Source organism: Moellerella wisconsensis, assembly GCF_022592395.1.
Classification (GTDB): Bacteria; Pseudomonadota; Gammaproteobacteria; order Enterobacterales; family Enterobacteriaceae; genus Moellerella; species Moellerella wisconsensis.
The window spans coordinates 2861513-2885417 of sequence record NZ_CP093242.1; the positions used below are offsets into that span (position 1 = coordinate 2861513).

Sequence of the window (23905 nt, forward strand, 5' to 3'; positions counted from 1 at the left end):
CTAGCTTATCGGCAATCTATCGAGATCAAATATTGGCATAAACATGAGCTAATTTACGCTTATTAAATCACATATTTTGATATTCATTTATAAATTAATAAATAAATCATGTAACTTATTAGCAACATAAAAACAACATAAAACAGACCGAGAATCATAATGAATGTAAATAGCTATGACTATATTATTGTTGGCGCAGGATCCGCCGGTTGCGTCGTTGCCGCACAGTTAATCCAACAAACATCAGCTCGAGTCTTACTGATTGAGGCGGGTGGTAGCGATAATCATCTATTTATAAAAATGCCGGCTGGTGTCGCTAAAATTATTGAGAAAAAAAGTTGGCCCTATCAAACAGAACCTGAACCTCATGCCAATAATCGCCAGATGCAAATCGCACAAGGTAAAGTTCTCGGCGGCAGCAGTTCAGTTAATGGAATGATTTATTTACGCGGACAATCACAAGATTATGATAACTGGGAAAAACTATATGGCTGTAAAGGCTGGAGCTATCAAGATGTTCTGCCATGGTTTAAACATGCCGAGAATAATGAAAGCCTAAGTAATAACTATCATGGTAATAATGGACAATTACCCGTAAGTGAGAATCGCTATCGGCATCCATTATCAATGGCGTTTATTCGCGCCGGGCAAGAATATGGCCTAAATTATTCAATTGATTTTAATGCTGAAAATCAGCAAGGAGTGGGATATTACCAAACGACCACTCATAACGGTGAGCGAGCCAGCACCTCTCGGAGCTATCTAAAAAGCGTCAGCAATAGCCCACGACTGACTCTCAAATTAAATACCCAAGTAAATCAGATTATTATCAACGATGGTATTGCAATCGGCGTGATTTATCAGGGCGCTGATGGGAAAAAAGTCCAAGCCATCGCACAACAAGAAGTTATTCTCTGTGCCGGAGCCATGGGATCGGCTAAATTATTAATGCTGTCGGGGATTGGGCCGAAAAATCATCTTTCTGAGCTTGATATTCATCCTCTTATCGATCTTCCGGTCGGTAAAAATTTCCATGATCACCTACATATGTCAATCAATGTGAGCACCAAACAGCCGATTAGTCTATATGGTGCAGATCAAGGACTGAATGCATTACGCCATGGTGCACAGTGGCTAGCATTTCGTACCGGCGTATTATCATCAAATATTCTAGAAGGCGCGGCATTTATTGATACCAATAATCAAGGTCGGCCTGATGTCCAAGTTCATTTCTTGCCAATTCTAGATAGCTGGGATGATGTCCCCGGAGAACCATTACCTGCAATTCATGGCTTTAGCTTAAAAGTGGGCTATTTGCAGCCTAAATCTCGCGGGCACATCCAATTACGCAGCCGTGATCCAGCAGCGCCGTTAAAAATTAATGCCAATTATTTAGCGGATCCCGAGGATTTAGCAGGCTGTAAGCGCGCCGTAAAATTTGGCTTAGCATTATTACAATCACCATCATTAAAATCAGTGAGTGCAGAAATATTAATGCCGCCGATCGAAGCACAGCAAGATGACGCGGCGTTAGATGAGTTTGTACGTAATTTTTGCAAAACAGTTTACCACCCCGTCGGGACTTGCCGCATGGGGACTGATCCGCAAACATCCGTGACTGATTTGCGTTTACGTGTACATGGAATACATCAGCTACGAGTAGTCGATGGCTCAGTTATTCCCGAAATAACCAGTGGAAACACCAATGCGCCGACCATTATGATTGCCGAGCGTGCAGCAGCGATGATTATTGAAGATCAAGCGCATTAAAATTAATCGAGGTTAATCATCATCGTAGTAGTCATAAATGCTCAGCGATTAATCATTGAGCATTAATTATCTTTATACACGCTCATATCCGCCGATATTATCTTTCGACGGATTTCAAAATATTTATCCTTCAACCACGACTTGAGACGCGGCATTTATTGCGCTGGATAATGCGTCATCTATCGAATCAGCCGTTGCCAATGTCACGCCTAAACGGCGGAAACCGGCAATTTCAGGCTTGCCAAATAAACGCAATTGAACATTATTTTTTAATGCACTATCCACTCCCGAGAAAGTCACATCTCGGCTATGTAATTGCGGTAAAATAACCGCTGAAGCGCTCGGCCCATATTGACGAATTTGACCAATTGGTAAACCTAAAAAAGCACGTACATGCAGTGCAAACTCAGATAAATTCTGAGAAATCAAAGTCACCATACCGGTATCATGCGGTCGCGGGGAGACTTCATTAAAAATCACTTCATCACCGCACACAAATAACTCAACCCCAAATAGGCCATAACCGCCTAATGCGCGGACAATTTTTTCGGCCATTTGCTGGGCATTATCCCAAGCTTTATCGCTCATTTTCTGCGGTTGCCATGAACAACGGTAATCGCCTTTTTCCTGACGATGCCCGACCGGAGCACAAAAATGAATACCATCCACAGCATTGATGGTCAGTAAGGTGATCTCAAAATCAAAATTAACCATTTTTTCGATAATCACTCGCCCTTGCCCAGAACGTCCACCTTCCTGAGAATAAGCCCATGCGGCAGCTAATTCATTTTCGCTACGAATAATACTCTGCCCCTTGCCAGACGAGCTCATCACCGGTTTAACAATGCAAGGAAAACCAATCTGCTTAGCGGCGGCAACAAATTCTACGTCACTATCAACAAAACGATACTCTGAAGTCCGTAATCCTAATTCTTCGGCGGCTAAACGACGAATACCTTCGCGATCCATAGTCAATAAAACAGCTTTAGCACTCGGTACGACTTTTTGCCCTGCTTGCTCCAACGCGAATAAGGTTTTAGTCGCTATAGCTTCAATTTCAGGCACGATAAAATCTGGCTTTTCCTGCGCAACTAACTCACGTAGCGCATCACCATCCAACATATTTATGTTATAACTGCGATGAGCGATATGCATTGCAGGCGCATGCTCATAACGGTCTACCGCAATTACCTCAATTCCTAAACGCTGGCATTCAATCGCCACTTCTTTGCCTAATTCACCAGAGCCTAATAACATGACTTTTGTCGCAGATGAACACAATGCAGTTCCGAGTTTAACCATTTTGTCTTATTTCCCATGCTCAAAATAATAGCCCAAGTATAAACGCAATCGTTTGCCTTGGCTATTAAGATAGAAAACTTTGTCTAAAAAGCTAACGCAAAATCTATTTACACTAGCTATTTTTCAATAAAACTGTTGGCTTTTGAACTCTCAGTTATAAATAATCTAAAGGGTTTTATCGCGCCCAGTAATAAACGGCGGATTTTTATGATGCTCGATGTAGCGTTTATGGAATAAAGATAAAATACAAAATAATAGCCCGATCCAAATTAGCGAGAAACTTACACCTTTGACACTATCGAATAATTCATTGAATAAGAATATTGCTAATAAAAATTGAATTGTAGGTTCTATATATTGGGCGAGACCGATAACGGTTAAGGTGGTACGTTTTATCGCTGCCGTAAAGAACAATAGTGGCAAAATAGTCACTGGCGCCGTCAACATATAGAGCAATTTTATCTCAAAGTCGCCACTAAGAACCGCGCTTTCACCTTGATTATCCAGCCAAAACATAATAACGATTGCTAAAGGCAATAACCATAATGCCTCGAGAAACAATGAAGTAATCACATCAAAGCGAATAAATTTACGAATTAAACCATAAATTGCAAAGGCACTACCCATGACTAATGCTAATAATGGCAATTCACCATATTGTAATATTTGATAACCCACCCCAGCTAAAATAAACATAACTGCCATCTTTTCTGCAATAGCCAAGCGCTCATGTAAAAATAACATCCCAAGCAAAATAGAAAATAACGGATTTATAAAATAGCCTAAACTAGCGGCTAAAACTTGCCCATGAGTTAAAGCGTAAGTAAAGGCGCTCCATGAAACCGCCATCACCGCAGAACTGAATAAACATAGAATAATCGAGCGCTTGTCTTGCCAAACTTGCTGCCAGAACGTTTTATTTTTTATTAAATATCTAATTATCAATAATAAAGGAATTGACCAGATAATACGTTGAGCTAATAACTCAAGCGGCTGTGCGCCGGGCATTAATCGATAATAAAGCGGAGTGATCCCCCACAGAATATAAGAAAATATAGCCAGTGCGACCCCTGAGCGGTACAACATATTTAGATATCCAGAAATAAATGAATTAATAACAGAATTGACTGACTATAATACTCTTTTCTCACTGAAAGAGACACTTTCTATTTATGATTATAATTATAAGAATAGTAGAAAAAACAACCAATTATCTGAGGAAATAAACTCATAATAACTACGCGAGTAAGCGTTGGATAATAATGGGGAAAATAAAAACTATATTAATATAGTGCTGGGCATCAAGATAATAACATCATGATCCCCAGCAATTCATAATATTAAATTTCGCGCTGATGCAGTGGCGGTTGCTGGCGAATAAAATCAGCCAATTCATCATGGGATGGCGCCGCAGCAATTGCCCCTTTTTTAGTCGTCGCTAATGCACCACAAGCTGAAGCTTGAGTGATTATTTTCATAAAGTATGCGGCCTCATTAGCCACGCCGTATTCAGCAATAGCCGCCAATAATCCAGCCATAAAAGCATCGCCTGCTCCTGTGGTGTCTACGCTTTCAACTAAATACGCACTGATAGCAACACGCTGTTGCTTGGTAATGACTAAACAACCTTTTGAACCTTGGGTGACGACTTTTAAACTCGCAGGATACTGATTCAATTTGTCAACGGCTTCAGATAACGTAGGGCACTGTGTCAGCCACAATAATTCTTCTTCTGATAATTTCAGAATATCGCATTGACGCGCAAAGGCATCCACAGTTTGATGCATTAACACTGGATCAGACCACATTTGAGGGCGAATATTTACATCGAAACTAATCAGCCCTTCAGACTTACGCATTTCCTCAATCGAACGACTTAAAGAATCACGGCATACCGAATGAACCAAGGCTAACGAACAAAAATGCAGAATATCTTTACCAAAAACAGGCAGATTTTTCGCAGTTAAAAACTGATCTGCTGAGGGAGAAACTAAAAAGGAGAATTCGCGCTCGCCATTTTCATGCAATGAAACCAAAACCGTACTGGTGCGATATTGTTCATCAAATTCCATCGCACTAGTATCGACGCCCATATCAAACATCGTTTTTTGCATGAAATGACCGAAGGCATCTTCACCGACCCGTCCAATAAAACCACTTTGCTGGCCTAATCTGGCAATTCCTGCCGCGACATTAACCGGCGCTCCACCAGCACAAGCTTCATATTGCATATTTTGCAGTGGGATTAAATCGACAACCGCATCACCCAACGTCCAGACTTTCATAAATTCCCCCAGAGATTATTCTCTTTTATATAGAACAAGCCAAAAACTAGAATTAAAATTATACTTAATTCAAACGATAGTAAATTGATCCGAGGTATAGAAAACCAGCAAACGAAGGCTCTAATATTCTTACGCCTCAGTTATCATCTTAAACTGAGTGGCGAAGCAGTTAAATAAGCAACGGATCGATACTGAAATTATGGTATTTAGATTAAATAGATGAATAAAAATAACACTAGCCAAAACCACCTGTTAACGTTAACATTTATTGAGAAATAAATCGATATCTCATTCTCTGACTGGCGAATAAAGACCATCTAAATAATAGAGAGTAATGAATGGATTCTACGTCTTATTCATTAAGTCAGCCCTTAGTTAAATCCCCCTGAAGATACAGAGGAGTGATTATGAAACAACGTATTGAAAAAGCGACAATTGCCCTTAATGAATTAAGAAAAACATTAGATATTAATTTTTATCCAAATTATCACTTAGCCCCTTTTGCCGGTTGGTTAAATGATCCTAATGGTTTGATTTATCACAATGGTACTTATCACGCGTTTTATCAGCATCATCCATTCAGTGAAAATTGGGGGCCGATGCACTGGGGGCATGCAACCAGTAGCGATATGGTGCATTGGCAACATCAACCTATCGCATTAGCGCCGGGTGATGATTATGACCGTGATGGCTGCTTTTCTGGCTCTGCCGTTAGCCATGATGGAAAACTCTATTTATTCTATACCGGTCATATTTGGCTTAAAAAAGAACATGATGATAGTGCAATCTATCAGGCTCAATGTTTAGCCATCAGTGAAGATGGAATTCATTTTGAGAAAAAAGGCGTAGTGATCCCTTCACCTGAAGAATATATGCATTTTCGTGATCCTAAAGTATGGTTTCAGGATGGTCGTTGGTGGATGATCGTTGGTGCGCGGGATAAAAATGACCTAGGCCAAGTTCTACTATTTAATACTGAAGATCTGCTTAATTGGAGTTCTGATTATCAAGTTATCGCAAAAACTGATGATAATAATGTATATATGTGGGAGTGCCCTGACTTCTTCCCTCTCGGCGACAAATTTATCACCTTATTCTCGCCTCAAGGTAAAAAGCCTGAAAATTATCAATTCCGCAATATGTTCCAAAGTGGCTACATTATTGGTCAATGGGCTCCGGGACAACCGTACACAATCGAACAATCTTTCCAAGAAATTGACCATGGGCATGATTTCTATGCGCCTCAAACCTTTGAAGCAGCAGATGGCCGGCGTATTGCGATAGCGTGGATGGATATGTGGGAAAGTAGCATGCCATCAAAAGCCGATAATTGGGCTGGATGTTTTACTGTGCCGCGTGAACTAACTCTGACCAAAGAAAATAAAGTTATTATGACGCCTGTGGTTGAATTAAATTCTTTGCGTCAAGAACATCAATCTGTGAGCTCCATCGAATTATCTAAGAATACCGCGCAACTGCTCAAAGATAATTGTGAGTCTTGCGAGGTTGAGCTGTTATGGGATTTAAAAGACAACACCACCGAGAAATTTGGTTTCTGGCTCGGCCAAGGATTACAATTCTATATCGATGGGCAATCTCATCGCCTGATCCTTGAAAGACATTATCCCGATAATGTGATTAGTGATTATCGTAGCGCTGAATTACCTGCAACGGATAAACTTAAAATTCGTGCTTATATTGATCGTTCAAGTATCGAGATTTTCATCAATGACGGTGAATTAACCTTCTCAAGCCGTATTTATCCTAAAAAAGATCAACGTGCACTGAAAATATTTGCGATTAATGGCCCAGCAAAATTAGAAAGTGGAAATATCTGGGAATTAGCCGGTTCAATTAAATGACCAAGCTAATGTTCGAGAACCAGTAAGCGTAAGCTAGTACGATATAGAGACTAAAAAACTAAATTTACCTCGGATCTTATGTATCGATCCGGGGTGTTTCACGGTATTAATTATGATCTCGTTTATCTAAAAAGATTCTCACGCCAATATCCACGTATAAATGCTGTTAAACTAACCAAACAGCTATATAAGCGCTGATATTCACAACTATAAAGAATCCCGTTCCAACACATCACAGCCAATATATTGGATACCTTGCAATTGACGCTGCTGAATAATATGCAAAGCTGCTTCTTTACCCAATTGATAATGAGGTAACTCTACCGTAGTTAATGCTGGATAAAATAATTTCCCTATACCGATCATATTATCATAACCAAGTACCGCAACATCATCTGGGATCTTGAAGCCTTTGCTCAATAATACCTGATAAGCTAAAAAGGCAATCCTGTCATTCCCACACACCACGACATCAAAATCAGCTTGGTCCCCCTGGCAATGATTATTAATCAGTTCAATTACATCTAAATAATGCTCATCACCCCATTCAAGGTGATATTGCTTTAATCTATCTAGAGAAAGCCCTGCATCTTGCCATGCTTGTTCTGCGGCTTGTCGACGCACCAGTCCCGCCATCGTTTGCTGTGGAATATATAAACAAAGTGGCCGGCGATAACCTTTTTTGATCAACATTTCTATTGCTTGATATTGCCCATGATAATCATCAGGAATATAAGCAGGATATTGTTTTTCTTTATCTACGCAATTAGCCAGTACTAAAGGTGTATGATTCAAGCTATCTGGAATAATAACTTCTCTCAGCCCCATCGTCGTAAATATAATACCATCTGGGCGTTGAGAGATAATTTGTTTCACTGCCCTTTCTGGCGAATCTCCTGACGTAATATTAACCACAAAACTACTCCAGCCATATTTCCTCGCTGTTTGTTCTATCGATAATATAATTTCTACCGAGAATGGTGTGGTGGCAGTATCGAGAGCGAGCACGCCTAAAGTTGATATACGAGAGTTTTTTCCTCTAATTTTTCGAGCTGAAAAATCAGGGACATAGTTTAGTTCATCAATTGCTTTTTGTACCAGTTTTAAGGTCTCTGGTTTAAGCATCTCAGGGTTATTTATTGCACGGGATACCGTCATTAATGAGACCGATGCCAATCGCGCAACATCTTTTAAAGAAGCCATGGAGTCTATCTACTTTTGCCAGTTAGCAGTGATCGGGTATAGCTTTGATTTTAGCATGTTAACGATAACGCGCGTGAAAATAATTTTTAAACCTTAATCTTATCGCCTCTAAGACATAATTCGACACAAATAAAACCAATTATCACTTTTTATGACTGTTACTTTTCGATATTCTAATACACTTCAAAGCAAATTATCATATAATGAATATTCAATTTCTGAGTTTAAAATGCGAGTAAAAAAATATAAACATAACCCATTGATAAGAAACAAAAAACACCATTAGGTCGTTTTTCATACAATTAGGCAAAAATATATTTAGCCAATTTTTTCATTACAGCATAAGAAATTTTCCTTATGTAAATAATCGATACATTTAATTATAAAACATAAAAAAGATTAAGTAATACCTATTACATCACAATTTATGTGTCTATATGTATATTAATTTTAATTAAGTCTTATAAATTAAAAATTTGTGCCAAAGGAGATAATAATGGAAAAAATCATTCATATAATTATGCACGATGACAATGCCACTAAAAACAAGCTTGAATTAATAATGGAGTCTATTGGTGGAAAAATTAGATTTTATAAAGACGAACAATCCTTTATTAGTAATTATACTTATCCGGTAACTAACGTTACTCAAGAATGTATTATTAAATATATAAATAATGAGGATTACCTATCAATATCAGGAATTAACGCATTGAATAATAAGGATAATATCATACCTGTAATTATTATCACTGAAAAACCATCGATTGAAATATGTCGTGACTCATTCAAGAATGGGGCTTTTGAATATTTCCATCTTCCACTAAAAGGCTTTGAACTTCAGGATGCTATTAATAATGCATCGGATGTATTTAAGAGATCATTTGAGCGTTATCAATTATTTACTTCTTTATCAGAAAAATTCAAAAAATTATCAAATAGAGAAAAAGAAGTAATGGCAATGATACTTGATGGCAATACTAGCAAAGAAGCCGCTGAAAAATTATCTCTATCCCCGAGAACAGTTGAAGTTCATCGTTCCAACATATATACCAAGCTAAAAATAAAATCATTGCCACAATTGGTTAATGAATATAGCTATATAATAACTTATACTGAAAATATATAACTAGAACTTCATTCTTTATAATTTAATAAATTAAGTTATTTTTGTATTTTTTTAAGTAAAAATAGCTATTAGCTTCAACTTTTCATTTTGATTTGTAGTTAATCTCATATTAATTGATGGATAAGGTATTAAATATAAAATTTTACTAAGTTGGCGTATTTTTGTATAAATTATATGCCAATTTTATTGTGTAAGGATTAAGGATTGGCATTCTTATAATACTTTATTTTAATACCTACTCCTTTAGTGTTAATTCATTTATCTTTATCGAGATACGTTTTGCACGATCGAATTATTCTTTGATCAACTCATCGACTAAATCGGGAGGTAGTTAACATTAATCACCATCCTACCTGCCTCCCAGGCTCTATTTAAGTATATTGTTTGTCTCTTTAGAGATTATTCCAATGTTGAGAGGTAGTAATGATAGGTTTAGTCATTGTTTCACATAGCGCAAAACTCGCAGCAGGAATAGAAGAATTAGCTGCTGAGATGCAAAATAGTACATATTGCCAGATAAAAATTGCCGCCGGTATTGATGACCCTATACACCCAATAGGTACTGATGCCATACGAGTAATGGAGGCTATAGAAGCATTATCTGATGCAAATGCAATTATTTTATTAATGGACTTAGGCAGCGCGGTTCTCAGCGCTCAAACCGCGGTAGAATTATTGGCTACAGATCTGGCGGCAAAAACGTATTTCTGTGCCGCCCCGATTGTTGAAGGCGCTATCGCTATCACCGTTGCCGCATCCACCAACACAAATGTCTCTATCGATACACTTTTGTCTGATGCTGAAAATTCATTAATCGCTAAGCAAGCTCAATTAGGTGATCTCGCAATACATTCAAACATCGCTCCCCTTTGTGTTGATAATATCAATACTCAAAATATAGATATTAAGAATAGTGTTAATTATCTATGGGTAGTGCGAAATGTTAACGGATTACATGCTCGTCCAGCAGCAAAAATCTCCGCTCTGTTAACGCCATTTGATGCTCAATTGATTTTAGAAAAAGGATCGCAACAAGTTAATCCTAAAAATATGAATCAAATTGCTTTACTGCAGATACGCCAAGGTGATCAAATTAACTTAATCGCCAGTGGCAACCAATCTGAGGAGGCGATTAACGCCTTTAAAATATTAGCTGCCGACAATTTTGGCGAACCATTAGATAATTCAACCACCCTATTTTATGGTCAAAAATCTATCGAGCCTATCGTGTCTGGGCTGTCATTTCTCTGGCTACGCGTAGCACCATCACTCAACCTAAGAATCAATACACAGAATAAATCAGAAAAACAAAAACTTACGATAGCATTAACTCAGGTAGCCCAAAATTTAAATCTCATCGCCCAACACGCAGAAAAGACATATGGTGCATCAATTGCTGAAATCTTTAGGAGCCATGAAATTTTATTAACTGATCAAGAAATTATCCAGCAACTTAATCAATATATAGAACAACATCAAACCAGTGCTTATACCGCGATTGATAAAACCTTTGCTGACATTGCGGCGCAATATAGACAGATTAACGATGAATATCTGCAAGCCAGATATCTTGATATTGATGATTTAAGACGGCAATTATTATTGAGTTTAACCGGACAAAAAACGCAGTTTCCTACTTTCGGACATCCAACTCTTATAATTTCAGATACACTTTATCCTTCTGAAATCATTCAGCTAGCTTGTTCTAATATTATAGGTATAGCACTAAGTGATGGCTCACCTTATGCACATACCGCAATTATCGCCCAAAAAATGGGGATACCAATGCTGGTAAATTTAGGGGATAAAATATTGTCTATTCATAATAATAGTAAGTTAATCATGGATCTAAAAAAATCATTGCTCACTATTCACTCATGATTATTTTTAGCCGATAACACAATAAATACGTAATCATTTAATTTAATCTAGCGGTAAAAATAGCCAATAAATATAATATTAAGTATGCATAGAACTTTTATTATATTCATTATTAAGGATACTTAACTAACTGATTAACATTGATTATTTAACTACTATTAAAATATGTAAATTTCATCTTGATATTTTTTAATAATAATGATTATCATTGACGTTCCAAAATATAAAAATCATATGGCAAGGAATAATCATGAAACCTGCTTATCAAGTTGTTGTTTCAAGTCTCGTGTTCTTTTCTGCGACTGTTTTTGCACAAGAATACCCAATGGGTCAGCCCGTTATCAAAGATGGTATGGAGATCCAAGGCGTCTATTTGCAACCAATCACTATGGATACAGAAGAAGGGCATCATGCTGCTGCACATCTTGCAGCAGATAAAGCAGATGTCCATTTAGAAGCCGATATTCATGCAGTTGAAGATAATCCTAACGGTTTTGCAGAAGGCGATTGGATCCCTTATCTGACCATTGAATATACTGTCACTAAGTTAGGCGACAAGCCAGAAACACAATCAGGTACATTTATGCCAATGGTGGCTAGTGATGGCCCACATTATGGTGAAAACGTAAAATTAAATGGTTTCGGTAAATATCGCGTAACTTATAAAATCTTACCGCCTTCTTATAACAAGAATGTCGCCTTTGGTCGCCATATTGATAAAGAAACAGGCGTCGCTCCATGGTTTAAACCCTTTGAAACTTCTTGGGAATTTGACTATGCAGGCGTAGGTCGTAAAGGCAGTTATTAATCATATTTTGTATTGAATTAGATAATACCCGTCGTTTATTTTATTGATAACGATGGGTGTTTCTATTCAGAATCAGCTTGATAAATAACTATAATGTTTTTCCCTTCCTCATTTCTCGGACGTGTAAAATGAGAAAATCAGTACCTTATCTATTGTTATTTATATCATTTTTTATGGCATGCCAAGCAATTGCCGCCGAAAAATATACCGTCGAATTAGAAATGAAAAACGGTGATCTAATCCCCAGAGTGCTCGAAGTCCCAGCTAAAACAATTATTCGGATAAAAATTACCAATGCAGGTACTGAACCCGCTGAATTTGAAAGTACCCAACTTAGAAAAGAAAAAGTTCTCGCGCCAGGTGCAAGTTCAGTGGTAGTCATTGCCCCTTTGAAACCAGGGACTTATTCCTTCTTCGATGATTTTCATTTATCGCATCCTAAAGGCGAGATCATTGCTAAATAACATAATAAGAACTCACCAAAGTAAGTAGGAACAGTTATGGGTCAAATCCTGTTTGTAGTATGGCGCGAAAGCTTTGAAGCGCTACTCGTTATCGGCATTATTTATGCATGGATTAAACGTCATCCAGATGCTGGTACCGGAATAAAATTTTTATGGGGTGGCGTAGCTCTTGGTATCGTATTATCGATTGTACTCGCGCTGTTAATTTATGGCGTATTCAATGTATTAGATGATACAGGCCAATCCTTTTTCATGATCTTTATGGAAATTTTTGCCGCTATTTTGATCGTACAAATGGTTTACTGGATGAATAAAAATGGCCGTTCAATGCAATCCAGTATTGAGGCTGGTATTAGCCGTAATGCAGAGCGACATTCATGGTGGGGAGCGCTATTTATTATTGCCATCGCGATTGCGAGAGAAGGCAGTGAGATAGTCGTGTTCCTTTCTAGCTTTATCATGGGATTAAATGCCGAAACCGCCCCTTCTTTCTTCACTGAGGTCATCGGCGGGATTATCATTGCAGCGTTAACACTGTATATTTTCTTGCTGACTTATCGATTAATTTCTTGGAAAATATTTTTTAATATTACCGGAATTGTCTTGTTATTCCTCGCATTATCGCTGTTATTAAGAGGTATGGAAGGAATAGCTAACCTGCTATTGGAATACGATATAGTCTTACCTGACTTCTTAATTTATCCCGTCTGGGACACTACTAATATTCTCGATGATTCAACTATCAGCGGCAATTTTATCGCTTCATTCTTTGCCTATCGCGCCCAACCTATTGGTTTAAGTGTGATTACTTTTATCCTTTACTGGGTTATTATTAGCTGGCTATTTTATCGCAGCCAACCTCGCAATAAATCAGTCCAGTAAGCTAACCATTTAAGTTAATGAGATAAATTAGATAGTCGATAATGCGGTAAGAGTATGAATAATAAAATAGTGAAAACAATTAGTTCGGTCATTTTATTGAGCCTGTTATCAACAACAGCCAACAGTAAAGCGCTTAGATCGCCAGTGCAAACTGGCGATGAAATTATTATTGCCAAAGGCGATATTCCAACGCCTATCAAATATCAATCTATTATTAGCCATTATATGAGCTATGTAATTGCTCAGTTAGATCTCATGATCCAACAATTAGATATTTTACAACGGGCAATTAATCAGCAACAACTGATGGATGCGCAAGCAGCGTATATTTCGGCACATCAATATTATGAAATGGTACGCCCAATTATTATGTTATTTGGTAATACCGACCGAGTAATGAACTCAACCGCTGACTATTATTTACAACGTGAGCAAGATTATCGTTTTATTGGTTTTCATCGTGTTGAATATTTTTTATTCGACCAAAAAAATCTTACGCTAGCAAGCCCAGCGGCAGAAGAATTACTCACCAAAGCCAAAGATTTAAGAAAACGCATGGCTACTGAGAGCATTGAAATACCTAAATTAGTTCAAGCCTCGGCTGATTTTATGGAAATGATCCTCGAAACTAAATTAGCCGGTAAAGAGCAACTCTATAGCCAATCAGACATAACCGATATTGCGGCAAATATTGCGGGTTCAGAAAAAATAATTGGGCTTATAACCCCTTTTATTAATAAAGATACCTTAACTTCATTGACCCGTAATTATGCAGCTATCAATAAAATACTCGATAATTATCGATTAACAAATAACACATACCAGCTTTACTCTAAACTTTCACAGCACGATAAAATGGATCTTTTTTCGCTTATTTCACAACAAGCGGAACGATTAGCTGAGCTTAGGGCGCAAATGGATGTTGATGTATATTATAAATATTAGGATATTGACTTATGCTACCCAATAAATTATCTAAAATATCCGACCAGCACCGTTTGGAGCTCCAGCAGCCAATCAATACTTCGCGTCGTCAAGCACTTAAAACACTGGCGCTAGGTGGATTAGCCATTGCTAGCCCATCATTACTGGCTAAAACCAGTGAACCAGAAAAAACCTCAGAAACCAATAAAATAGCCCAGTTCGATCAACAAATTAACTATCAAGGGCAGCATCAAGCGGGAGTTATCACGCCCGAACAAAAAGAGGCGATTTTCATTGCATTAAATATTACGACAAAACACCGCGATGAAGTTAAACGACTGTTTCAGCTACTCACCCAACGAATTGCATTTTTGACACAAACTCAGCGGCTTCCTGCTGATCTGAATGATAAAATGCCCCCCGCCGAGTCTGGCATTTTAGGCTCATATTTACAGCCTGATTCTTTAACCATCACAGTTTCTTTAGGGAATTCTATATTTGACGATCGTTTCGGATTTCAATCTCAAAAGCCATATTACTTGACTGAAATGACCAGCTTTCCCAACGATCGTCTAGAAAAACAGTGGTGTGGTGGCGATATCGTGTTACAGATTTGTGCCAACAGCAAAGAAAGTACTCTATATGCTTTAAGGGATATCTTAAAATATATCACGCCTTATGCAGCTCCATTATGGAAAATAGATGGCTTCTTACCAGCGCGAGATATTGAAAATAAAAGTACACCGATTAATTTATTTGGCTTTAAAGATGGAACTGGTAATGCCCCTTCTTCTGATAATCAATTGATGGATGATCTTATTTGGATAACCTCCGGTAGCAAAGAACCGACGTGGTGTACTGGGGGAACTTATCAGGCTATCCGACTGATCCGCTTTAATTTAGAATTTTGGGATAGAACACCGCTTGAAGATCAGGAAAATGATTTTGGCCGCCATAAAACTACCGGCGCACCGATTGGAATGAAGCATGAAATGGATCCGCCAGAATTTGAACAGGATCCTCACGGTGATCGCATTTTATTTGATTCTCATATGCGCCGAGCAGAGCCTCGTAATCCACATCGGCATAGCGCTAAATTACGCCGTCGTAGCTACAGTTATTCCCTCGGTCTCACTAACAGTGGCTTATTAGATATGGGTTTGATTTTTGTCTCTTATCAAAAAAACCTTAAAACTGGTTTTATTGATACCCAAAAACGTCTAAATGGTGAACCTCTAGAGCGTTATATTAAACCTTTTGGAGGCGGTTATTATTTTGTGTTACCGGGGATTGAGAGTGTGAAAAACTCGCTAGCTGAGAACTTATTTGCGGCAACCAGCCAAAAATAATTAACCAAAGAAAGCTAAACTGAATCAATGAAATAATAATACAATGGATCATAATTAATCCTTGAGAAAATCCAGACTTAAAAATCATAAATTGGAGCATCAAATGAAACCGATAATCGCTCTGTACAAAAAATTACCCGATAATCTAATTAAACGGCTACAACAACATTTTGATGTACAACTCTTAGATAACTTAGATTTAAGCGATCCAAAGGTCATCCGAGTTCTAGCTAATGCACAAGGACTACTTGGTTCTGGCCAAAACGTGGATAAAAATCTGTTAGCGAGAGCGCCTCATTTAAAAATCGCATCAACAATTTCCGTTGGTTACGATAATTTTGATGTCGATGCTCTAAACAATAATAAAATTTTGCTCACCCATACCCCTACCGTACTCACAGAAACTGTGGCTGATACCACCATAATGCTGATGCTAATGGCTGCACGCAAAGCACTAACCGTTGCTGAGCGTGTCAAAAAAGGGGAATGGACAGATAACATTGATGCAGATTGGTTTGGTTGTGATGTTCATCATAAAACGCTAGGAATTATCGGCATGGGACGAATAGGTAAAGCGATAGCCAAGCGTGCATATCATGGATTTGGAATGCCAATACTCTATTATTCCAATCATCAATCCCTGCCAATAGAGCAACAGATGGATGCGCATTACTGTGAGCTAGCGGATTTACTGGCACAGTCTGATTTTGTATGCATAACCGTGCCATTAACCGCAAAAACAGAACATTTAATTGGTCGTCAGCAGCTCGCATTAATGAAAAAAAGTGCCATTCTGATCAATACAGGGCGAGGAAAAACGGTTGATGAAGCCGCATTAATTGAAGCGTTAAAAACGCATCAAATACAAGCCGCTGGCTTAGATGTATTCGCTCAAGATCCCTTAGATAAATCGTCTGAGCTGTTGCAATTAGACAATGTAGTTTGCCTACCACATATTGGGTCTGCAACCCATGAAACCCGCTATGCGATGGAAGAATGCGCGGTTGATAATTTAATTAAAGCTTTTGCCGGTCAGCTACACGAGAATTGTGTTAATCCTCAAGTCATTGATGCTAAAAATTAATATTGATATAAGATTGCAGTTGATCATATTACCTTTCTGCAATCTGTCCACTTTTTCGCAACATTTATCAGTCCATCGATACTTTAGTAGCGCCACCTAACATGCCGCCAAGGCGTAATAGCTGCGCCACTTGCTGCGCCGCATACTCCAGATTAATTTCCCCTGCTATCAATGCATTAGGTAAGGAACTTAACCGGGGCAAAATACTCAATGCCACATCGATACCATGCTGAGATAACCCCTCAATATCATCACCAAGTATACCGCTTAATGCAATCACCGGAATAGCGTGCTTTTTAGCCTCAAGAGCAACGCCAATCGGTGCTTTTCCTGCTACTGACTGGCCATCCATACTCCCCTCACCAACAATAACTAAATCTGCGTTAGCCAATGCCGCAGCAAGACCTGATGCCTGCATAACCAACTCAATACCCGAGGTAACCAAAGCATTCATAAAAGCAATTGCTGCCATAGCTAATCCGCCCGCGGCACCCCCTCCAGGATAAGCCCGATAATCGATACCCGTTATTTTTTCGATAACATCAGCGAAATTATTCATTCCCTGTTCCAGTTGATCGACCATCGCTGGGGAAGCACCTTTTTGAGGACCAAATATATTAGCCGCTCCTTGAGGGCCGACCAGGGGATTATTGACATCACAAGCGAGCTGAATCTGTATATTTTTCAATCTAGGATCAAGCTGGGAGTCATCAATATAATCAATTAATTGTAAATATTGTCCGCCTAATCCTAGCTGATTATGCTCAGCATCATAAAATTTCATTCCCAGCGCCTGCATCATGCCCATCCCACCATCTACTGTAGCACTACCACCGACACACAATATAATCTGCTGGACACCAAGAGAAAGCGCATGTTTGATTAACTCGCCCGTTCCGAAACTCGTCGTCACTAATGGATTCCGTTGCACCGCAGGTACTAACATTAATCCACTCGCCGCAGCCATTTCAATGACAGCTAAGGTGCCTTTGTGCAAAATACCATAATGGGCATCTACTGGTTTATTTAGCGGTCCTGTAACTTGGATCTCGACTCTCTGCCCATTATTGGCCGAAATTAAGGCATCCACTGTGCCTTCACCGCCATCTGCAATAGGAAAACAAAAATAGTCAGCGTCCGGATAAACTCGACGAAATCCACGTTTAATCGCTTGAGCTGCCTGCTTAGCGCTCATACTTTCTTTGAATGAATCAGGAGCAATTATAATTTTCATTATTTTCCTTGCGATATGCGATATAAGACTCGATTTAAATTCAATAGCTCACGATATTATGATTATAAGCCAAATTATATTTTTAGAAGGTGATAATAATAGAAGATAAATTCACGCGGAAGAATGTCAATTACCGGAGTCCTATTAACAATACACATTTAATATCAATCACTTATTTTGCAATAGGTTATAGCTCAATATCCCTAAATAAGTCATTAATAATGAACTCGATAAATGTATAAATATCTCAAATATTCCCTGAGCTACTTTTCCTTCTTGGAAAGATAGCATCACCTCAAGAGAAAATGTTGAAAATGTCGAGAGCCCACCACACAATCCAGTCATTATTAATAAACGCCATTCAGGGGTAAGTGTGGTTTGTTGTGAAAAAAAAGCAAAAGAGAAACCAATAATATATCCGGCAATAACATTGGATAAATAAGTCCCTAAAGGTAATAAGGTAATCAAAGAATTCAATTTTAAACTTAAAAACCAACGCCCCAATCCCCCGATAACCGAACCGATAGAGACTGCTATTATCATATTAAACATTGTCTACCTGAGCTTATTTTATTCTTTTATGATTCAGTTTTTATTATCTATTTTTCAACCACATTATTAATCAAAAAATCATCAATAACGCTATTAGTAATAGTTTCACCACAAAGCATTTTCATTAATACTTGTGCGCTTAGTGAAGATAATGAAAACATCATATCCGGATGTAAACGACGAATTTTATCCATATTATCATCTTGATTGACCATTACCATGATCTTAGCTGTTGGCAAAGCTAGCTCTTTAGTAGCAAGAAAAGTAAAAGTATTTAAGGCATCATTATCGGTCATGATCAAAATACTTTTCGCCGTTTTTATATAAGCCGCATTTAAAATATCCGTATTAGAAGGATCCCCAGTAATAATATTGTCTTTTTCTGGGAAAATATGACGATATTCTTCTCGGCATAATACTGCGACCGGTAAACCCCGTTGTTTTAATCCGTTATAAAGATGAATAGCCAAAGGGGTACTGCCGATAACGACATAATGATCTTTCATATGAGATAACCTTTTACGTACAATTTCTTGCGTACCTTTAGCCACAACACCAACAACATAAACCACCGAGGTGGTAAATATAGTAATTCCAAAAATAATCACCGTAACAGTAAACATCCTGGCATCAACGGATATCGGTACAATATCGCCAAATCCAACCGTCGTCATACAGACTAAAGCAAAATATAATGCGGTAGGAACATCTTTAATATTTGGGGAAAACTCAGTCCCTATATAAAGCGTACCAAAAATAGAATAAATAAGTAATGCAACAATACAGATAACAGCAACAAAACCGGCGCTGGTTAAACTATGATGAGGATATTGTTTCCAAAATACGCCTAAAGATACAAATAAGGCTAAAGAAAACCAACCTTGAGCAATATGCTCTTGGGCAACTCTGAGATCTAAAAAGGTCATTATGGCTAACAGAAAAGCTGCAAATAACCAGGCAACTCTGGCCCCAGTTAGCATAAAGAAAGAAAGGAAAATCAATGAAATGCCGAGAATAAATCTAGGTATATCAAGTAGTTTCATGATACCTAATGATTTAAGCCATTCTGTAAATCCACTAGCTCGCCAATCAATATATGCAGTGTAAGTATTAAGTATCGGATTTATAATTAAAAAACCATCAACAATAATCAATACTGACAGCAATAATCGAATACTCACAAAGCGCTTAAAAAATATAATAATAGGGTTAGATAACATAATTTATGCTCATAAAAAGAACAGCCAGTACAGCGACTCGCAGCACTAAATGAAAACAACTTACACAACGTTAAATGTAGCATGAAGATGTACATCTATAAATCTAGCCTTTGCTGCTAGTTACAACAACAAATTTAACTAAATTTAGTCGTTACGTTACCGTAATCAGAGATAAAATGAAATCTGATTAACCAGTCTTTTTATGATTGCATTTATTACGATCAATAATAAAAAATTAACATTACAATAAATTATTCTATTTATCTAATTCATCATTATCTATGTAATCGATAATTTCTTTTATTTCAATATTAAGAATTTTAATTATTCTTAATAAATTCCATAATTTTAAATTATTAACGCCACGTTCATAACGCGAATATTGTTGTTGACTAATCCCTAATTTTTTTGCCATCTCGGCACCAGAAATTTTCTTTTCCTTACGTGCGTTTCTAATTAAACCAGAGATATGTCGATACAAAGTATTTTCATTTTTAATCATAAATCCCTTCAATTTCCGATGAAAATAAAATTTACTAATAATTACTTATAAATAGAACAGATAATAGGTATATTAATTTAAATTAATACTTTCAATTACATAACAGATAAAATAATAATGTTAGAGCTATTGGCGATATTATACATACATAATAACTAAGTAAAATCACTTATACCATACAATTATCAATTATTGATAGGACTAATCTATGAGTAATAATTAAACATTAATTTAATTAAAATGAAAAGATATTTTAAATGATCATTTAACAAGCATTTAAAATGATAAAAAATAATAAATATTTTAAATACAAAACAATTAACCATCACATTAAAAGTTTCAGTCAAAGGTAATATCATACAGCCTGAATAACAAGCTAATTAAAAACCATCAACCTATGCTAAAGGTAAATTAAAACAACATAACCATCGGTTAAAGAACATAATATGAACATTTAATTGGTTTTAAATAGCAAAACAAAATAAAAAATCAAAATAAAAATTCAAAATAAATAGGATGGATATTATTTAAAAACAATTATTAAGATTTGAACCCTAAGGGTACGATGATAAAAAGCTATCTCAATGATACTTCAAGTTGTATTATGGCTAGCTTATTTATCTTTATGTAAATAAATCAAACTAGATCAGTAAAATTTCAATGTGAACCACGTGAAGTATGTGATCTAACCCTCAGATAAAATTAAGATTAATTTAAGCTAGGATATTATGGTTAACTCTTATCAAAAGCAAAAATTCAGCTGGTCTAGCCTAATATGGCTACTGATTTTTTTCTGGTATTTTTCATCTTTGATCCAGATTTATATTGTCATTAGTGGACAAAGTAATTCTATCGGATTAAGAGATTCATTGCTTTATAGTACATTATGGTTAATCCCGGCGTTACTGTTTCCTCAACGCATCAAACTAGTTACCGGTATTATAGGCATCATATTATGGCTAGCATCTTCAGTTGCATTAGCTTATTACATCGTCTATGGGCAACAATTTTCACAAAGTGTGTTGTTTATCATCTTTGAAACCAATACCAACGAAGCCGGTGAGTTCTTAACCCAATATTTCAGCTTTAAAGTTATAGGTATATTATTGATATATGCTTTAGGCGCATTATTACTTTGGCGAAAAATAAAACCAGTCTATTTACCAACATCAGGAAAATGGATTAGCTCTATTTTAATTCTTAGTATACTTTTTGGTATTCCTTATTATAATAAAGGAATAAAAAACAACCAACCAATGAGTAGAATTGTTGCATATGTAAACAGCAAATTAGCCTATGCTACCCCATGGCAATTTATTAGTGGCTACTATCTCTATAAGCATCAACTAGCTAATATGGAAGAGCTTATTAATGATAATAGTAAAATACCTCCCTTGACTAATTTCATTGATAATAATCCTAATCAATCTGAAACATTAGTATTAGTAATTGGTGAATCAACCAGCCGTGATAGAATGAGCCTATATGGCTATCCACGCCAAACTACGCCTGAATTAGATAAATTAAAACGTGATTATCCACAAAATTTAACCGCATTTACTGATGTTGTTACCCCTCGTCCATATACCATTGAAACATTACAGCAAACACTAACATTTGCCGATCAGCTAGAGCCTGATTTATACCAAACTCGTCCTTCGTTAATGAATATAATGAAGCAAGCAGGGTTTAAAACATTTTGGATCACTAATCAGCAGACAATGACCGAAAGAAATACCATGTTAACGGCATTTTCACGGCAAACAGATAAACAATATTATCTCAATAACGATATGGCACAAAGCTCCAGAAGTTATGATGATGCTGTATTGGCACCGTTTAAAGAAGCATTAGCCGATCCTGCAGAACGCAAATTTATTGTGGTTCATCTGCTAGGTACGCATATGAAATATCAATTCCGTTACCCACCGGAAAAAGAAATTTTTACCGGCAAAGATAACGCGGTTCCAGCCAATTTAAGTGATAAAAATCTTGATGACTATAATGCCTATGATAATGCCCAACATTATAATGACTATGTAGTATCGAGTTTAATTAAAGATTTTGATAATACAAAGGACAATGGTTTCTTAGTTTACTTTTCTGATCATGGAGAAGAAGTCTTTGATACTGAACCTCATAAAACTTTAGGTAGAAATGAAGGTTCACCGACTAAGCCAATGTATAATATCCCTTTCATTATTTGGCGTTCGCCTGCATGGCTAGAAAATCATAATATCAACCTAGATGACAAAACTCAGCGCCCATATAGCAATATGAATTTTATTTATACATGGAGTGAATTAGCTGGGTTTAATTACGATGGATTTATCCCTGAGAAGAGTTTACTCAATGATAACTATCAGCCTCAACCTAGATATATTGGCGATCCTAGTAAAAAACAAAACCTGAGGCTATATGATGATCTCACAAAATAGTCACATCATCATAAAAAACCAGATTGAATAGAATAAATGATTATCAAAACTACTCGGCGGATCTCGTCGAGTAGTCATTATTATAATAATACATCATTGAAATTGAATAAATGCAACCAATTGTCGTTAACCATAGAATAGATTATTCTTCATTAGTTCGATTGATTTTTCCATCAGTTAAAATAAAACTTACCTTATCATTCCAATACTCGGCCAAAAATATATCTTCTATTTTTTGGATATTATGCTGTTTAATTTGCTGCTGTATCCATTCTTTATCTTTACCTATTTTGTCTAACGCGGCGACTCTAATCTCACCATCTTTCATTAAAATAACTGAAGGCATTTTTGATTTATCGCAGATGACCGTTAATTGACCATCAGGCTCAATTTGAGCATAGTAAATTTCTTGGAAAGCATGGATCCCTTGGGCATGAAGGCGAGAAATTAAATTAAGGATATCTATTTTATTACTTTTTTCTAAAATATTATCCATTAAAAAATTACCATTTTTTATAATTGGAATTGGATCGCCAATGGTAACCGAACGGAAAAAATTAAATTTCTTAGTTAAATAATTAAGTAAAGATATAAAAATCACACCAATAAACAATAATATAATATATTGATGTAAGGGGATACTATCACTATAAATAACCCCACCAATAATTCCCCCTAAAACAAAGTTTCCAATAAAATCAATCGGGGTCATTTGGGATAACTGAGTTTTACCAGATAAATTCATGTGTGTTATCACGATAGTAAATCCGATAAAGAATTTAACGATTACTAGCGCATAATAATAGGTCATTTTACTTCATCCATTAGTCTATTATATTAATATAACTATTATAGAGCATATTCAGTTATTTAGTCTTTGTTATATGACGCTATTTATTAAAACACTGAGAAAAAAGTATAATATACAGTTTTTAAATAACGCCCTGATGAGGAAACAATAAAATATATATAAAAATCAAATAATTAACCAATCAATTAATTGACCATGTTTTTAG

General features: G+C 36.7%; 20 protein-coding genes. 11 read left to right on the forward strand and 9 right to left on the reverse strand.

Going from position 1 to position 23905, the window contains the following annotated elements:
- Positions 1-159 precede the first annotated feature (159 nt).
- Positions 160-1770: a GMC family oxidoreductase gene (locus tag MNY66_RS12570; protein WP_241501008.1), complete on the forward strand. Its 1611-nt coding sequence runs from the start codon at positions 160-162 to the stop codon at positions 1768-1770.
- Between the two features lie 123 nt (positions 1771-1893).
- Here the strand turns inward: MNY66_RS12570 and purT are convergent, their stop codons facing one another.
- The 3 genes from purT to MNY66_RS12585 form a co-directional block, all read right to left on the reverse strand.
- A complete protein-coding gene (gene purT / locus MNY66_RS12575) occupies positions 1894-3072 on the reverse strand; it encodes a formate-dependent phosphoribosylglycinamide formyltransferase (RefSeq protein WP_241501009.1) in 1179 nt (392 codons plus the stop codon).
- Between the two features lie 165 nt (positions 3073-3237).
- Entirely contained in the window at positions 3238-4158 is a 921-nt protein-coding gene (gene rarD / locus MNY66_RS12580) for an EamA family transporter RarD (RefSeq protein ID WP_047256909.1), read from the reverse strand.
- A gap of 254 nt (positions 4159-4412) precedes the next feature.
- Positions 4413-5357: an aminoimidazole riboside kinase gene (locus MNY66_RS12585; protein ID WP_047256910.1), complete on the reverse strand. Its 945-nt coding sequence runs from the start codon at positions 5355-5357 to the stop codon at positions 4413-4415.
- Positions 5358-5764: 407 nt separating this feature from the next.
- On the opposite strand from MNY66_RS12585, the gene MNY66_RS12590 reads away from it, so the two are divergent.
- Complete coding sequence (locus MNY66_RS12590; protein ID WP_241501010.1) at positions 5765-7219, forward strand: glycoside hydrolase family 32 protein; 1455 nt, start codon at positions 5765-5767, stop codon at positions 7217-7219.
- A 207-nt stretch (positions 7220-7426) separates the two neighbouring features.
- Here the strand turns inward: MNY66_RS12590 and MNY66_RS12595 are convergent, their stop codons facing one another.
- Positions 7427-8422: a LacI family DNA-binding transcriptional regulator gene (locus tag MNY66_RS12595; RefSeq protein WP_047256912.1), complete on the reverse strand. Its 996-nt coding sequence runs from the start codon at positions 8420-8422 to the stop codon at positions 7427-7429.
- Between the two features lie 496 nt (positions 8423-8918).
- Here MNY66_RS12595 and MNY66_RS12600 point away from each other — a divergent pair, with 496 nt between their 5' ends.
- The 8 genes from MNY66_RS12600 to ghrB all read left to right on the forward strand — a co-directional run bounded on the left by MNY66_RS12600 (position 8919) and on the right by ghrB (position 16943).
- Entirely contained in the window at positions 8919-9551 is a 633-nt protein-coding gene (locus MNY66_RS12600; protein ID WP_241501011.1) for a response regulator transcription factor, read from the forward strand.
- Positions 9552-9974: 423 nt separating this feature from the next.
- Complete coding sequence (gene dhaM / locus MNY66_RS12605; protein WP_047256640.1) at positions 9975-11432, forward strand: dihydroxyacetone kinase phosphoryl donor subunit DhaM; 1458 nt, start codon at positions 9975-9977, stop codon at positions 11430-11432.
- Positions 11433-11682: 250 nt separating this feature from the next.
- Positions 11683-12240, forward strand: coding sequence for an iron transporter (locus MNY66_RS12610; protein WP_047256641.1), 558 nt, complete (start codon positions 11683-11685; stop codon positions 12238-12240).
- Positions 12241-12368: 128 nt separating this feature from the next.
- A complete protein-coding gene (locus MNY66_RS12615) occupies positions 12369-12704 on the forward strand; it encodes a cupredoxin domain-containing protein (protein WP_241501012.1) in 336 nt (111 codons plus the stop codon).
- Between the two features lie 36 nt (positions 12705-12740).
- Positions 12741-13586, forward strand: a complete 846-nt coding sequence (locus MNY66_RS12620; protein WP_241501013.1) for an FTR1 family iron permease — start codon at positions 12741-12743, stop codon at positions 13584-13586.
- A 54-nt stretch (positions 13587-13640) separates the two neighbouring features.
- Positions 13641-14531 carry an EfeM/EfeO family lipoprotein gene (locus MNY66_RS12625; RefSeq protein ID WP_241501014.1) on the forward strand — a complete coding sequence of 297 codons (891 nt, stop codon included), beginning with the start codon at positions 13641-13643 and terminating at the stop codon, positions 14529-14531.
- An 11-nt stretch (positions 14532-14542) separates the two neighbouring features.
- Complete coding sequence (gene efeB, locus MNY66_RS12630; RefSeq protein WP_241501015.1) at positions 14543-15859, forward strand: iron uptake transporter deferrochelatase/peroxidase subunit; 1317 nt, start codon at positions 14543-14545, stop codon at positions 15857-15859.
- A gap of 103 nt (positions 15860-15962) precedes the next feature.
- On the forward strand, positions 15963-16943 hold the full coding sequence (ghrB, locus tag MNY66_RS12635; protein WP_241501016.1) for a glyoxylate/hydroxypyruvate reductase GhrB: 981 nt from the start codon (positions 15963-15965) through the stop codon (positions 16941-16943).
- Positions 16944-17010: 67 nt separating this feature from the next.
- On the opposite strand, the gene MNY66_RS12640 is transcribed toward ghrB, so the two are convergent.
- From MNY66_RS12640 to MNY66_RS12655, 4 genes are all read right to left on the reverse strand, one after another.
- Positions 17011-18177, reverse strand: a complete 1167-nt coding sequence (locus MNY66_RS12640) for a glycerate kinase family protein (protein ID WP_047256647.1) — start codon at positions 18175-18177, stop codon at positions 17011-17013.
- A 168-nt stretch (positions 18178-18345) separates the two neighbouring features.
- Positions 18346-18729, reverse strand: coding sequence for a fluoride efflux transporter CrcB (gene crcB / locus MNY66_RS12645; protein WP_047256648.1), 384 nt, complete (start codon positions 18727-18729; stop codon positions 18346-18348).
- A 47-nt stretch (positions 18730-18776) separates the two neighbouring features.
- A complete protein-coding gene (locus tag MNY66_RS12650; protein ID WP_337260528.1) occupies positions 18777-19910 on the reverse strand; it encodes an ion channel in 1134 nt (377 codons plus the stop codon).
- Positions 19911-20205: 295 nt separating this feature from the next.
- Complete coding sequence (locus tag MNY66_RS12655; protein ID WP_241501018.1) at positions 20206-20451, reverse strand: helix-turn-helix domain-containing protein; 246 nt, start codon at positions 20449-20451, stop codon at positions 20206-20208.
- Positions 20452-21179: 728 nt separating this feature from the next.
- Here MNY66_RS12655 and MNY66_RS12660 point away from each other — a divergent pair.
- Positions 21180-22889, forward strand: a complete 1710-nt coding sequence (locus MNY66_RS12660) for a phosphoethanolamine transferase CptA (RefSeq protein ID WP_241501019.1) — start codon at positions 21180-21182, stop codon at positions 22887-22889.
- A 142-nt stretch (positions 22890-23031) separates the two neighbouring features.
- On the opposite strand, the gene MNY66_RS12665 is transcribed toward MNY66_RS12660, so the two are convergent.
- Entirely contained in the window at positions 23032-23700 is a 669-nt protein-coding gene (locus tag MNY66_RS12665; protein ID WP_047256652.1) for a DUF421 domain-containing protein, read from the reverse strand.
- Between the last annotated feature and the right edge of the window lie 205 nt (positions 23701-23905).

What these genes read in the sequence shown, in the direction of transcription:
- MNY66_RS12655 (WP_241501018.1), bottom strand. Translation starts at nt 20,451, where the DNA reads ATGATTAAAAATGAAAATACTTTGTATCGACATATCTCTGGTTTAATT.
- MNY66_RS12665 (WP_047256652.1), bottom strand. Translation starts at nt 23,700, where the DNA reads ATGACCTATTATTATGCGCTAGTAATCGTTAAATTCTTTATCGGATTT.
- MNY66_RS12620 (WP_241501013.1), top strand. Translation starts at nt 12,741, where the DNA reads ATGGGTCAAATCCTGTTTGTAGTATGGCGCGAAAGCTTTGAAGCGCTA.
- crcB (WP_047256648.1), bottom strand. Translation starts at nt 18,729, where the DNA reads ATGTTTAATATGATAATAGCAGTCTCTATCGGTTCGGTTATCGGGGGA.
- MNY66_RS12590 (WP_241501010.1), top strand. Translation starts at nt 5,765, where the DNA reads ATGAAACAACGTATTGAAAAAGCGACAATTGCCCTTAATGAATTAAGA.
- MNY66_RS12640 (WP_047256647.1), bottom strand. Translation starts at nt 18,177, where the DNA reads ATGAAAATTATAATTGCTCCTGATTCATTCAAAGAAAGTATGAGCGCT.
- purT (WP_241501009.1), bottom strand. Translation starts at nt 3,072, where the DNA reads ATGGTTAAACTCGGAACTGCATTGTGTTCATCTGCGACAAAAGTCATG.
- efeB (WP_241501015.1), top strand. Translation starts at nt 14,543, where the DNA reads ATGCTACCCAATAAATTATCTAAAATATCCGACCAGCACCGTTTGGAG.
- MNY66_RS12595 (WP_047256912.1), bottom strand. Translation starts at nt 8,422, where the DNA reads ATGGCTTCTTTAAAAGATGTTGCGCGATTGGCATCGGTCTCATTAATG.
- rarD (WP_047256909.1), bottom strand. Translation starts at nt 4,158, where the DNA reads ATGTTGTACCGCTCAGGGGTCGCACTGGCTATATTTTCTTATATTCTG.
- MNY66_RS12600 (WP_241501011.1), top strand. Translation starts at nt 8,919, where the DNA reads ATGGAAAAAATCATTCATATAATTATGCACGATGACAATGCCACTAAA.
- MNY66_RS12625 (WP_241501014.1), top strand. Translation starts at nt 13,641, where the DNA reads ATGAATAATAAAATAGTGAAAACAATTAGTTCGGTCATTTTATTGAGC.
- MNY66_RS12610 (WP_047256641.1), top strand. Translation starts at nt 11,683, where the DNA reads ATGAAACCTGCTTATCAAGTTGTTGTTTCAAGTCTCGTGTTCTTTTCT.
- MNY66_RS12570 (WP_241501008.1), top strand. Translation starts at nt 160, where the DNA reads ATGAATGTAAATAGCTATGACTATATTATTGTTGGCGCAGGATCCGCC.
- MNY66_RS12585 (WP_047256910.1), bottom strand. Translation starts at nt 5,357, where the DNA reads ATGAAAGTCTGGACGTTGGGTGATGCGGTTGTCGATTTAATCCCACTG.
- ghrB (WP_241501016.1), top strand. Translation starts at nt 15,963, where the DNA reads ATGAAACCGATAATCGCTCTGTACAAAAAATTACCCGATAATCTAATT.
- MNY66_RS12660 (WP_241501019.1), top strand. Translation starts at nt 21,180, where the DNA reads ATGGTTAACTCTTATCAAAAGCAAAAATTCAGCTGGTCTAGCCTAATA.
- dhaM (WP_047256640.1), top strand. Translation starts at nt 9,975, where the DNA reads ATGATAGGTTTAGTCATTGTTTCACATAGCGCAAAACTCGCAGCAGGA.
- MNY66_RS12615 (WP_241501012.1), top strand. Translation starts at nt 12,369, where the DNA reads ATGAGAAAATCAGTACCTTATCTATTGTTATTTATATCATTTTTTATG.